The following is a 12693-nucleotide window of genomic DNA, read 5'->3' on the forward strand; positions in this document are numbered from 1 at the left end:
CAATAACGCGGCGTCGAATGCTGCTGCAAATGCTGCCAGCAATTCAGCAACCAACTCAGCCACAAACCACACAGATGTTGACACCAACGTGAAAACAAATGTGAACGTGAATGTTGGGCTGGACGGCTATGTGCCGACCGACGACGACTTTGCTGACATTGATCTGAGCCACAGCAACGCTGGCGATATCATTATGGCGAAGGGCGACCTCAGCTATGATCCCGGCAATGAAATGTCGGTTGATGATATCTTGAATGACTCGCTGAATGGCGCTGGGAATGACTCCGGTACCGTTAATTCCATGAGCAACAACCTGATCGACAACGATACGCTTGAGAAAGCAGAAGTTGGCGGCAAGTTTGACAACAGTGGTAACGTCAATGGTGGCTCTGCCTCATCCGACGACGGCATTGATGTTGATCCTGAAGGAGGCTCCGGTGGCGGAGGCGCAAATGCCAATGGCGGTAACGCTGGTGGTGGATTTGCCCTTGGCGGACTGGCTGTATCCGGCGGCGGCGACGGTGGTGACATCGACGACGTAGACGCAGATGGTGGCGACGGCGACGATGGCGGCGACGGTGATGATGGCGGCAACTCTGCTGCAATCAGTGCTGGCGTTGGCCTTGGTGGTGCAGCTGCTGGAAGCGGCGCTGAAGGTGGCGAAGGCGGCGACGCTGGATCCATTGGCGCAGGCGGCGGCCTTGGTGCTGGCCTCGGCGGCGGAGTTGCTGGCGGTGGTGACGGTGGTGACGGCGGCGACGCTGGCGCAATCGGCGTAGGACTTGGACTGCTTGGTCTGGGTGGCGCAGGTGCCATGGGTGGCGACGGCGATGACGGCGGTGACGCTGGTGCAATCGGTGTTGGTGCCGGTCAAGGCATTGGCCTTGGTGCTGGTGGGGATGCTGATGGTGGTAACGGCGGCGACGCTGGTGCCATGGCAGCGGCCCTAAGCTCGGCTGGTGGCTATTCTGCTGGTGCTCACTCTGAAGGTGGCAACGGTGGCGATGGCGGCAACGGTGGCGATGGCGGACACGCTATGGCAATCGGCGGCACAACCGGTGACGGTTATGGCGGACATGCCTGGGCCACAGGTGAAGCTTATGGTGGTGCAGCTGGCAACGGCGGCATGGCAAGCACGGGTGCCGGTGGGGCATCAAGCGCTGGATCATGGGGTTCACACAACGGTGACGACGGTTATGTAACCGGTCATTCTGAAGCCTCGGCTGATGGCATCATGAGCCAGACCGCGTTCAACCAGAGCATCGTTATGGGGGCCAACGTTCTGGGCAACACCGTGGACATGACCGTTGTGGGCGGCTCGATGAGCTCGACCTTTATCGGTGATGATGCCGACGGCGCATAAGCCAAGACAACATTTGGGGCCGCGGATTTTGCGGCCCCAGATTTCCTTTTTTTAAGTTGCCTTTTTAACTGCTGTTTCTTCGGGCTTTTGCCCGCAACAAAAAAATTTATGAGGATCGAGCGGCATTGAACCACGAGGGGTGGCTATTATGTCTGCTGATTGGACAACAGAGATGATTTCCCATTTCATTGGGCTATTTGAAATCTCTGAAGAACGTGCGCGACTGCGCGATGACTATGACCGTTTCAAAGCTGAGCAAGCACGCGATGACAATTTTTCTGTTATCTCGTCGATGAAGGTGAAGTTTAAGGCACCCTATACGCTCAAGAAAATCGCACCTGTAGATAACTTCAAAGAACCTATGGCGCAGCCGTTTCAAGCGGCCCCTTACTATATTCACGTCAATTCATTCGGTGACGCACCGGTTTGGCCCTTTTTTGCCACCACTTTTCCCGATGGTGTTACCCCGTTGGGATACACGGTTGCAATCGACATTACCCAGACGCAACCCGCATATAATCTGACCCTTGATCCAGCCGGATCTGTTGCGACGGCGACGTTTCAAGCCAACTCCCTGATCGACAATGATTTGATTGTCGGTGACGGGACCATTGATTTTCTCGACCCAGAGCTGTTTCTCACGGATCTCTACACCTTGGCGCATTTGGCGGGAAAACTGCAAAGCTTTGACATTGGCACTTTGCCGACGTCAGACAATAGCGCCACGGATATCGCTGAAGGTTGGAAAGCCATAGTTGAAGCCGCGCAAGAGGACGGCGCATTGCCGAATGCCCCCGCGGCGGCGGCTGTCTCGGTTCAATTTGGGGCCAGTGTCAGCGGCAACTATGTCAACGGCGAGCTGGTGGACGAAGTTCCAGTTCTGGCGGATCTCTTGCCCGAAAAGCTTTCGGTTGCAGACAACGAAGTGATTGAGGCGGGGACGGACGGGATTGCCATTCATGGCGAAGGCCTGAACGGTGTGGAAACCGACGCCCCCTCGTTGATCGCCGCAGAAGATACACCCAAAGTCTCACCTTACGAGGTTCCGGATGGCCACAATGTTCTAACCGGCGGCAACCAGCTGTTGAATGAAACGATAATCTCCGTGAACTGGCTTGATGCTCCGGCAATGGCCGTGATGGGCGACGTCTACGCCATCAATGCCATCAGCCAGATCAATGTGGTTTCGGACCTCGACACTGGGTTGGGGGCAACGGACGACGCGGCAACCCAAGCGCTGAACATCTCGCAAGTCACTCATATTTCCAACCCATTTGCCCCCCAGGCGGGCGAGCTTCCCACCCATTGGGTTGTCGCAACGCTGCAAGCGGATGTGATCGCGAGCAATTGGGTAGAGCAATTCAATTTTGTCACCGACACAGACCGAGCCGAGGTGACGTTTACCGGGCAGGACACCTTCCTTCAGCTTGGTGACAACAGCATTGTGAATGCGAGCAAGTTTTTGGAAATTGGGTTTGGCTATGATCTGATTGTCATTGGCGGGTCGATCATCAATATCAATGCGATCGCGCAGACCAATATCTTGCTGGACAATGATGCGGTGACGTCAAGCGGTGGCATCCCCGGCGTGACCCACACCAGCGGCAATGTTATGGCGAATTTCGCCGCCATCCATAACTCTGGCATCGACCAATTCTCAATGTTGTCCGAAGACTTTGCTGCATCTCTTGCCGGTATTCAGGACGGATACGGCGCGATTGGCGATGGCTTTGAAGGGCTGGATGCCTTTTCCGGCGTTGGCTTGTTGCGCGTGCTTCATATTGAGGGTGATCTGCTGCAGATGAACTTGGTGAAGCAAACCAATATCCTTGGGGATGCGGATCAGGTGCATGTGGCGCTTGCCGATTTCTTAGGGGCGCATGATTCCGTAACGGTGAACACCGGTGACAACACCTTGATCAACACCGCCTCTGTTGGCACCTACGGTATCGACAGTGATGTCTATGTCGGTGGGCAGGTTTATTCCGATGCGATCTTGGTTCAAGCGGAACTGATCGACACCGACGCCGACCCCTTGGGCGTCAATCTGACTTCGGGTGATCTCGCCTCAGAAGCAGTGGCCTTTCTGGCCGACGACATGATTTCCCCATCTGAATTTGACCACGGCATTGATCCAACGATTGTGCCAACGACAGGAGAATCCACAACGAGCGCCCCGGACAGCCTCCAGGTAATGCTCGCATAATCAACTGAAACAAAATGGCTTTTTAGCAGGAGCACCATTTGTCATGAACATCAAGAATCCCTCGAAGACCGCCGAAGCCGATCCGAGTCCCAACAACAGTGACGGCCAGACAGCAACCGATGAACAAGGTACCAGTTCATTTCTGCTTTCCTCATCTCATCGCATAAATGAGACGAAGTCCCCTAGTGAGAGCAAGGTTGGCGGTCTCGAGGGACCACCAATTGAGGGCAACACAGGCCCAATTCTTCGCAAAGACCCCGAAACGAAAAGTGACGGGAATGGTGGTGGCGACGGGCCCACCCGACCCCGGTTTCACAAGCGCCTTGGCCCCGATGATTTCGCGCGAGGCCTGCAAAACGGCGTCAATGCCGTCCGGCACAATCTTGCATTTGTGATGGTGCTGACCTGCGCCACCAATCTTCTTATCCTTGCGATCCCGGTCTACCTGTTTCAGATTTCGGACCGGGTTTTGACAAGCCGCTCGCTGGACACTTTGGTCATGTTGACCGTCGTCATTGCTGGCGCGGTTTTGCTGCAAGCCATTTTGGATGCCGTTCGTCGGTTCATCCTCATGCGCACCGCTGTTGAATTGGCCGCCCAGTTGGGTGCCCCCATTCTAAGTGCGGCGGCGCATGCCTCTCTTCACGGAAATGGACGAGAGTATCAGACCCTTGGGGACCTTGGACAGCTGCGTGCGTTCCTTGTCTCAGGCACTTTGATTTCATTCCTCGACTTTCCGTTTGCCCCTATCTTCATAGTTGCGATCTTTCTGGTGCACCCTCATCTGGGGATGATCGTTGTCGCGACTGCGCTCCTGCTGCTGGTGATTGCGATCATAAACCAGAAGATCACCGCCAAGCCCTTTGCAGAGGCGAACCTGGCCCAGTCCAAAGCCAACCTGCATTTGGATTCCATGTCGCGCAATTCGCAAATCATCAACGCCCTCGCCATGGTGCCAGAGGCGGTGACGATCTGGGGCCAAGACACGGCCGTCTCGCTGAAAGCACAAGTCAAGGCGCAAGACCGGAACATTATCACATCCGCAATGTCGCGTGGCGTTCGGCTGTTGACCCAAATCGGCATGTTGGGTTGGGGCGCATATTTGGCGATCAATGGAGAGATCACCGGTGGAATGGTCATCGCTGCATCCATTATCGCGGGCCGGGCTTTGGCCCCAATCGAAGGTGCAATCGAAGGCTGGAACGCGTTCCTTTTGTCCCGCGCCGCATATGGCCGCATCCGTGCGCTATTGACCCAATCGACCGTTAAATTCGAACGCCTGCGTCTGCCGAAACCACAAGGCCGGCTGGACGTGGAACGCCTTTTGTTCGTTCCGCAGGGCACCAAGCAAGTGATCCTAAATGGGCTGAGCTTTCAGTTGAAACCCGGCGAAACCCTTGCCGTGATCGGCAATTCGGGGGCGGGCAAAACCACCCTTGGTAAGATGCTGGTTGGGTCGGTCCTTCCGACGTCTGGCAATGTTCGGTTGGACCTGATGGACCTGCGCAATTGGGATCCGCGCCAATTTGGCGAAAGCATTGGGTATCTGCCGCAAGATGTTCAATTGTTCCCCGGCACCATCAAGGAAAACATCGCCCGGATGAAACCCGAAGCAACGGATGAACAAATCCATCGCGCATCCCAGCTGGCGGATGTTCACGGGATGATTGCCAATCTTCCGCATGGCTATGAGACGCGTGTGGCGGCCGATGGGTCGCCGCTGTCTGGCGGTCAAAAACAGCGCATCGCCCTGGCGCGCGCCTTTTTTGGCGATCCGAGGTTGTTGGTTCTGGATGAGCCGAACTCCAACCTCGATACCCATGGTGATCAGGCCCTGGCCCGTGCGATTCAGCAAGCCAAACAAAGCGGTATCACCGTTGTTGTGGTGACGCAGAAACCTTCGCTTTTGACCATCGTCGACAAGATCATGCTGCTGGCTGACGGCAATATCGCACTGTTTGGCGAACGCCAACAGGTGCTGGAACAATTAGCGTCACGGTCCCGTAGCGGCCAAGTCGCAAAACCGGCACCGAATGGTCAGCTTCAGCAAGGGGGGGCAAAAAATGTCTGATCAAACAGCAAGCTTACCGGCTCAATGGTACGAAGATGTGCCACGGTCCGTGTCCAAACATATCATCTTTGGCATCACCCTGATGGCAGTTTCCTTTGGCGGTTTTAGCTTATGGGCCTTTCGTGCGCCTTTGGCGGCGGCGGTGATTACACAAGGCAGTTTTGTCGCCACGGGGCGCAATAAAATTGTTCAACACCTCGAGGGCGGCATCATCAAAGACATTGACGTCAGTGAGGGGGACACTGTGGTGGCCGGTCAGGTTATTCTGACCCTCGATAAAACCTCGGCCACGGCCAGCCAACGCGAATTATTTTTACGCAAAGTCCGACTTGAAGCCAGCGAAGCGCGAATTCTTGCAGAATATGGTGGTGAGGACCGGCTTATTTTCCCGATTGAACTCGACAGTCTGCGCGCTGATTTCGAAGTCGCCACCATCCTTGACAGTCAACGCATCTCGTTTGATGTGGCGGTGCAGGGCCTGCGTAATGACATCGCCCTTCTTGAACGTAATATCGACGCCTTACAGATCCGGTCCAGCGGTTACGCCACCCAACTTACCGCCACCCAAACACAGTTAGAAATCTTGCAAGAGGATTTGCTGAGCAAAGAAACCCTGTTGGAAAAGGGACTGGTGCGGCGCATAGAAGTGTCCGCCATTCGTCGTGCAATTGCCGAAGCTGAGGGCAGTATTGGGCGCCTCACTGCGGAGATTAGCGAGTTTGAACAGATCAGCAAAAAATATCAGGCGCAGATTGATCAAACGACCGGGCGTTATCGCCGGGCAGCTTTGGATGAATTACAATCCGTTCAATCCGAACTGGAAAGTGTGCGCGAGAAAAACCGCAAGGCGCAGGGAATTTTGACCCGATCCGAGGTGCGCGCACCCGTTGCCGGCACCGTGGTCAGATTGCATTATCATACCGTTGGTGGCGTGATCGAAAGCGGGAAAGCGATCGCTGAAATCCTACCTTCGGACCAGCCGTTGATCATCGAGGCTCAGGTGCCACGCACAGAAATCGACAGCGTCAAAACGGGCCAGCCTGCAACGGTGCGCCTGACTGCATTGAACCAACGGACCACGCCTATTTTGGAAGGCATGGTTTACTATGTGTCGGCGGATACGATCCCGGACAAGTCCAATGGGATTGTGCAGGAAGTCTATTTGGCGCGGGTCTCAATCGCGGCTTCGGAACTAAAGCGGGTGCCGGGGTTCACCCCCACACCCGGCATGCCGACCGAGATCATGATCCAGACCGCTGAGCGGACATTTATTCAGTATATCACCAAGCCAATCACGGACAGCATGACCCGCGCGTTCCGAGAGCAATAAACACCACCGCCTTCTGGCAATTTCCCCTGAGGGCGGTGATTTTCATGCGGTCCGCCGCCTTAAAAGCCATGCATTCGTTTGGCCCATTGATACGCCACCATCAAGCCCTTCATCCGCGGCAAAAGCAGCAACGAACTGACCACGGCGACGGCTGACAAAGAAAGAGCAAACGTCAAAGGTTCGGGTTTGAAATTCGAATATAGAAAATGCATGGCAAATCCCAAGATATGCCCCACAATGACGATCGTCAGATAGGCTGGGCCGTCATCCGCACGTTGGTGATGAAACTCTTGCCCACAATTTGCACAGGTATCATTGACCTTTAGATAGCTGTGCAACAGAGCGCCTTTTCCACAGTTTGGGCATTTCAAGCGCAAACCGTTGACCACAGCGGGTTTCCAGTTGCGCTCTTCCAGATCGGGCAAAGATGTATCCGTCATGTCTCGCTCTCCATCGTTCCTGAACCTGTTAAATTGCATCGGGATTGATTGCAATCATTATTGAACGTATATGCCCTGCATTCATGTGGTGTTGCATGCATTGCCTGCAACGCCATAAAACACGCATACCGGCCGACTTGGCCTATAGGATCAAATGAATGAAACAATGGCGTCCCTTGCTCATCGCGTCAGATACGCCACGATATTTGGAAATCGCAAAAGCCATCAAAGCCGACATTGAAAATGGCGTGCTGACGCCGGGGGAACGATTGCCGCCGCAAAGACGTATCGCGCAGGATCTGGGGGTGGATTTTTCCACAGTTTCGCGTGGATACGCCGAGGCCATTCGCCGTGGTTATATCGAAAGCTTTGTCGGGCGCGGAACTTTTGTGCGCGCAGAAGCCGATATGCCGGAGCGCCCGGACCCAAGGCGCGCCATGGAAGAAGACCCCATGATGAATATGCCACCAGAGCCCGATGATCCGGGGTTAGTGGCGCGCATGCAGAATGCTTTGTCGATGATTTCCGCAAATCTGGTGCCGCTGCTACGATATCAATCCATCATGGGAACCCAACATGATCGCGAAATTGCGGCACGGTTTTTGGGTCAAAACGGGGTGGTCACCCCCGTTGAAAACCTCGCAATTACATCGGGCACACATGCGAGCCTTTATGCAATTTTGATGACCCTCACCAAGCACGGCGACACCGTGTTATGTGAAGACCTCACCTATCCGGGCATTCGCCCCATTGCTGCGCGCTTGGGCTTGAAGCTGGTGGGGATTGCCGGCGACGAACAAGGGATTTTGCCCAACGCGCTGGCCGATGCCATCCGGGCGCACAGACCGGCGGCGCTGTATCTAAATCCTACATTGCAAAACCCAACCACAAACACCATTCCGAGTGATCGACGGATCAAGATCGCGGATATGCTTAATCAGCACGGGCTGTCGCTTATTGAAGATGACGCGTATTTTTTTGTCGCCACCAACGCTCCGCCGCCGATCTCGCATTGGGCGCCGGAGCTTGGCTGGCATATCGCGGGCGTGTCCAAGTGCTTTGGTGCGGGGCTACGACTGGCCTATACGCGCGTCCCCAAACAAGAGTGGATGGGACCGTTTTCACAGGCATTACGCAGTACAAATGTCATGGCATCGCCCATCAGCGTCGCATTGATGGGACGGTGGATCGAAGATGGAACCGCACTTGCACTGCAGGAATTTGTCCGACGCGCGGCACGAGAACGTCAGGCTTTGGCAAAATCCATCTTAACTGGCTGCCACTTTGGCGGCGCCTCGGAGGCATTTAATATCTGGCTCAATCTGCCCATTGGCACCAGTCGGGCGGAAGTGCTGGCACGCATGGCCAACCGCCAAATCGGCATCATGCCAAGTGATGCTTTTACCACGAACGGCGAACCACAAGACGCCGTGCGGGTCTGTTTGGGCGGGCCCATCACAATCGACCAGTTGCGCAGCGACCTGATCGCCTTGAAAGATGCCATTCTGCGAAAAGACTGGTTGGGGTAACATCTGATGGGCATCGCCAGTAAACATGGGTGGGGCGGAATGGATTTTTGTCAATTCCCCACCCCTTCGGCGATATTCATGTCACGAGTAACACATTGAATTCATAGAAAGCGCGCCACCAATGTTGCCAATCCTTTATTCCTTTCGCCGCTGCCCCTATGCGATCCGCGCGCGGCTGGCCATTGCCAGCGCACAGCAACAGGTCGCATTACGCGAAGTGGTTTTGCGTAACAAACCCGAAGCGTTTTTGAACGTCTCGCCCAGCGCCACGGTGCCTTGCCTTACGACCACAGATCATGTGATCGACGAAAGCTTGGACATTATGGTCTGGGCCCTGACGCAATCAGATCCAGAGGCGCTTTTGCAAATACCCGAGGACGGTCTTTTAATGATCGAGCGTTTTGATGGCGCGTTTAAGAAAGCTTTGGATCACACCAAATATGCCATTCGCTTTCCTGAACTTGATGCCGAAGATGCACGCGCCGAAGCGATGCATATACTGGCCCAGCTTGAACCCCGACTTGCCCAAAATCCGTGGTTGTTTGGCACCAGACCAAGACTAACAGATCTCGCAATCCTCCCCTTCGTTCGCCAATTTGCGATGATCGACAAACCGCGTTTTGATCGCGAGGCCCTGCCCGCCACCGGTCATTGGCTGGACAGATTCCTGTCCAGTGAGCGGTTTACGCGCGTGATGGAAAAACACATTCCGTGGTCGCCAAATTCAAAAGACGTGGTTTTCCCGGCTGTAAACCCCGCCTGATTTCACGTCCGGGCACGCGGCGAAACCCTCGATTTCCGTTAAAATACAGGCCCGCGGCGCGTTGCATCAAAGAATTTCAGCGCACGCTCCTTTCCACGGATGTTAATAGTCCGGTGACGATATGGTCTCGATTTTCGCAATTCGAGGGCGTCATGACCTTTTCCGCTAACCTGTCTCTTCCATATATCCAACCGTCTCAGGCGCAAAAACACGTAACCCATAATGATGGGATTCGTCGTTTGGATGCGCTTGTTCAGCTGAGCGTTCAAAGCGCATCAGACACCGTGCCCCCCGCGGCCCCAACAGATGGACAGCGCTTTATCGTGCCTGTCGCGGCCACCGGGGATTGGGCCGGCCAATCCGGCAACGTCGCCGCCTTTGAAGAAAACGCTTGGGCGTTTTATTCAGCACAAAATGGCTGGCTGTCATGGGTCGAAGACGTGGCCAAGCAATTCGTTTTTGACGGCTCAACCTGGGCAGAGCTGACCATCGCGCCCAACACACAGAACCTTGCACAGGTTGGTGTAAATGCGACCGCCGATGCCACCAATCGCCTTTCGGTATCCGCACCGGCAACGCTGCTCAACCACGAAGGAAATGGCCACCAGATCAAGGTCAACAAGGCCGGGTCTGGCGACACGGCCAGCTTGTTGTTCCAAACCAACTGGTCCGGGCGCGCCGAAATGGGGACTGCCGGATCTGATAACTTTGAGATCAAAGTCAGCGCAGATGGGAGCAGCTTTCATCAAGCGTTTGTCGCGGATGGTGCCACCGGTCAGGTCAGCTTTCCCTCTGGCGTTGCCGGGTTGGCCCCGGCTGAAATGTCCGGCGCATTGGTCACGACGGGGTATATCAACGCACGCGGCACCGATTTGGTGACCAATGGCGGTTGCGGTCTGGGCAACGCCTATAATTTCCCAGCCCAACTTGCATTTGATGGTGCTATGGCGCCGGACCTGCGTGGGTCGGTTTGTTTTTCGGGCTACAGCGCCGGTCAAATCGACATGGGTGAAATCATCCCGGTCGATCCCAATCGCGCCTACCGCCTCAGCGCGTATTTCCGTCAGGAAAGCGTGGCCGGGGATTGGTCTGGCTTTGCCGAAGGTGAGCGGCACGCACAATATATGGGCCTGACCTGTCTGGATGCGGATCAGAATGTGATCAGCTCGCAACACCACATGCGATACTATCACGGCGGCACCGATAGTCTGACCACCCTCGCGGCACCGCTTACCCCCGGTGACACGACAATTTCACTGACCAACGCGGCGGGCTGGAATGAAAGCTCTAGCGACGCGAACCAACAAGGCGTGATCATTTTCGGTTACAAAGACAGTGCCGGGCGCACCTACTCCAGCTATTCGCGCTTGGTTGAAGGCGGGCTGTTCGATCTGGGTCAGGTCAACAAAACCACCCATGTCGTCACACTAAACCAACCGCTTCCTGCAAGCTTGGGCAACCCGGACGATCCATCGGGCATCTGGCCCGCAGGCACCGCAATTGCAAATAGCGGGATTGGTGGCGCCAAAAATGTTGCGCTGGACGGGGACCATGCCCCGGCAACCGACAGCTGGTATAGCACATCAGCCCCCATTGGCGGGGTTGATCAATCCGGCACCAATGCCACGTTCAACTTTGCACCAGGCACCGCCTATGTGCGGACGTTTTGGCAGGCAAATTACTCCAACCAACCGGGTGGAACGGCGGGTTATCCTGACACGGGCGCGGGTCACAAAGTTTGGTTTGCGGGTGTTTCACTCATCGCGGAACCTCTGGCGGCGATGAGTTCTGCCGCGAATGGTTCCGTGGATCTCAAGGTCGCTGAAAGTGACTTTGGATCGGGATCAATCTCTCTGGTCGCGGCAGCGCGTGTAATCGAAGCGATATAAGCATGAAAAGGGGTGGCAGACGCCGCCCCTTTTTCATTGGTCAACGATCATAATAGTCCCGGAACCAGTTGACGAATTCTGTAACACCGTCTTGAACAGTTTTTTCGGGACGATAACCCGTCAGCGATTTCAAAAGCGCGGCATCTGCCCAAGTGGCAGGCACATCCCCCTTTTGCATTTCCATATAATGGCGTTGGGCTGGAACACCCGTGGCCGTTTCAATTGCGGTGATAAAATCCTCAAGCGCGACACTGTTCGAATTCCCTATATTCACGACGCGATAGGGCGCAACCGGGCTGAGGCTGTCGCCATCCGCGATCCCATCTGGCCCATCGGGGCGCACGGGCGGCGCGTCAAACAGCAACCGAATGCCGCGCACAAGATCTTCGACATAAGTGAAGTCGCGGCTCATTTTACCATGATTAAACACCTTGATTTCGCGATTGGCCAAGATGGCATCGGTGAAAAGATGCGGCGCCATATCGGGGCGCCCCCAAGGGCCATAAACGGTAAAAAACCGAAACATCGTGATCGGCAAACCATGGATGTGCGCCCAGGAATGTGCCATCGCTTCGTTTGCTTTTTTGGTGGCCGCATAGTTGGTGGCCGCATAGAACGACATCTGCGTTTCTGTTTTGTCAGTTTCACGGTAGGGCATGTGTTCATTTGCGCCATACACTGAGGATGTGGAGGCCATCAACAAATGGTCCGGACGCAATTTCAGCGCCGCTTCCATCAGGTTAAACGTGCCCACAATGTTGCTGTCTAGATACGCGCGCGGATTTTCGATGCTATAACGGACACCCGCCTGAGCCGCGAGATGAACAACAATGCTCGGTTGAGCGGCCTCCATTGCTGCGGTCAGAACCTCAGCATTTTCCAGCTGACCGCGGGTGAAGGTGAAGTTCGGAAAACCACCCAGAATGGCCAGGCGCGCCTCTTTTAAGGCAGGGTCATAATAATCGTTGACGGCATCAAACCCATGCACCTCGGCCCCTTCTTCAAGCAACAGCTTGGCAAGGTGAAAGCCGATAAAGCCGGCCGTGCCGGTTACGAAAACACATGTCATGGGAAATTCTCGTTAAATCTGGGTCAGTTGCGC

Annotated in this window: 9 protein-coding genes; 7 read left to right on the forward strand and 2 right to left on the reverse strand. The window is 55.2% G+C overall.

Going from position 1 to position 12693, the window contains the following annotated elements; genetic code table 11:
• Window positions 1-88: 88 nt before the first annotated feature.
• The 4 genes from KKW20_RS11020 (at window position 89) to KKW20_RS11035 (ending at window position 6970) form a co-directional block, all read left to right on the forward strand.
• A complete protein-coding gene (locus KKW20_RS11020) occupies window positions 89-1363 on the forward strand; it encodes a hypothetical protein (RefSeq protein ID WP_246534557.1) in 1275 nt (424 codons plus the stop codon).
• Window positions 1364-1511: 148 nt separating this feature from the next.
• A complete protein-coding gene (locus tag KKW20_RS11025) occupies window positions 1512-3569 on the forward strand; it encodes a hypothetical protein (protein WP_214567920.1) in 2058 nt (685 codons plus the stop codon).
• Between the two features lie 43 nt (window positions 3570-3612).
• Window positions 3613-5640 carry a type I secretion system permease/ATPase gene (locus KKW20_RS11030; RefSeq protein WP_214567921.1) on the forward strand — a complete coding sequence of 676 codons (2028 nt, stop codon included), beginning with the start codon at window positions 3613-3615 and terminating at the stop codon, window positions 5638-5640.
• Window positions 5633-6970 carry an HlyD family type I secretion periplasmic adaptor subunit gene (locus KKW20_RS11035; RefSeq protein ID WP_214567922.1) on the forward strand — a complete coding sequence of 446 codons (1338 nt, stop codon included), beginning with the start codon at window positions 5633-5635 and terminating at the stop codon, window positions 6968-6970. Before KKW20_RS11030 ends, KKW20_RS11035 begins: the two co-directional genes overlap by 8 nt.
• Window positions 6971-7029: 59 nt before the next feature.
• On the opposite strand, the gene KKW20_RS11040 is transcribed toward KKW20_RS11035, so the two are convergent.
• On the reverse strand, window positions 7030-7410 hold the full coding sequence (locus KKW20_RS11040; RefSeq protein WP_214567923.1) for a DUF983 domain-containing protein: 381 nt from the start codon (window positions 7408-7410) through the stop codon (window positions 7030-7032).
• Window positions 7411-7568: 158 nt separating this feature from the next.
• Here KKW20_RS11040 and KKW20_RS11045 point away from each other — a divergent pair, with 158 nt between their 5' ends.
• The 3 genes from KKW20_RS11045 (at window position 7569) to KKW20_RS11055 (ending at window position 11591) form a co-directional block, all read left to right on the forward strand.
• Window positions 7569-8939 carry an aminotransferase-like domain-containing protein gene (locus KKW20_RS11045; protein ID WP_214567924.1) on the forward strand — a complete coding sequence of 457 codons (1371 nt, stop codon included), beginning with the start codon at window positions 7569-7571 and terminating at the stop codon, window positions 8937-8939.
• A 121-nt stretch (window positions 8940-9060) separates the two neighbouring features.
• Complete coding sequence (locus tag KKW20_RS11050; RefSeq protein ID WP_214567925.1) at window positions 9061-9702, forward strand: glutathione S-transferase; 642 nt, start codon at window positions 9061-9063, stop codon at window positions 9700-9702.
• A gap of 152 nt (window positions 9703-9854) precedes the next feature.
• Window positions 9855-11591, forward strand: a complete 1737-nt coding sequence (locus KKW20_RS11055) for a DUF2793 domain-containing protein (protein WP_214567926.1) — start codon at window positions 9855-9857, stop codon at window positions 11589-11591.
• Window positions 11592-11631: 40 nt separating this feature from the next.
• Here KKW20_RS11055 and KKW20_RS11060 read toward each other — a convergent pair whose 3' ends face one another.
• Window positions 11632-12660: an NAD-dependent epimerase/dehydratase family protein gene (locus tag KKW20_RS11060; RefSeq protein ID WP_214567927.1), complete on the reverse strand. Its 1029-nt coding sequence runs from the start codon at window positions 12658-12660 to the stop codon at window positions 11632-11634.
• Window positions 12661-12693 lie beyond the last annotated feature (33 nt).

Source organism: Aliiroseovarius lamellibrachiae (assembly GCF_018599245.1).
Taxonomy (GTDB): Bacteria; Pseudomonadota; Alphaproteobacteria; order Rhodobacterales; family Rhodobacteraceae; genus Aliiroseovarius; species Aliiroseovarius lamellibrachiae.

Bases quoted from the DNA above. Each gene is read 5' to 3' on its own strand.
- KKW20_RS11060 (WP_214567927.1), bottom strand. From the start codon at position 12,660: ATGACATGTGTTTTCGTAACCGGCACGGCCGGCTTTATCGGCTTTCAC.
- KKW20_RS11030 (WP_214567921.1), top strand. From the start codon at position 3,613: ATGAACATCAAGAATCCCTCGAAGACCGCCGAAGCCGATCCGAGTCCC.
- KKW20_RS11050 (WP_214567925.1), top strand. From the start codon at position 9,061: ATGTTGCCAATCCTTTATTCCTTTCGCCGCTGCCCCTATGCGATCCGC.
- KKW20_RS11055 (WP_214567926.1), top strand. From the start codon at position 9,855: ATGACCTTTTCCGCTAACCTGTCTCTTCCATATATCCAACCGTCTCAG.
- KKW20_RS11025 (WP_214567920.1), top strand. From the start codon at position 1,512: ATGTCTGCTGATTGGACAACAGAGATGATTTCCCATTTCATTGGGCTA.
- KKW20_RS11040 (WP_214567923.1), bottom strand. From the start codon at position 7,410: ATGACGGATACATCTTTGCCCGATCTGGAAGAGCGCAACTGGAAACCC.
- KKW20_RS11045 (WP_214567924.1), top strand. From the start codon at position 7,569: ATGAAACAATGGCGTCCCTTGCTCATCGCGTCAGATACGCCACGATAT.
- KKW20_RS11035 (WP_214567922.1), top strand. From the start codon at position 5,633: ATGTCTGATCAAACAGCAAGCTTACCGGCTCAATGGTACGAAGATGTG.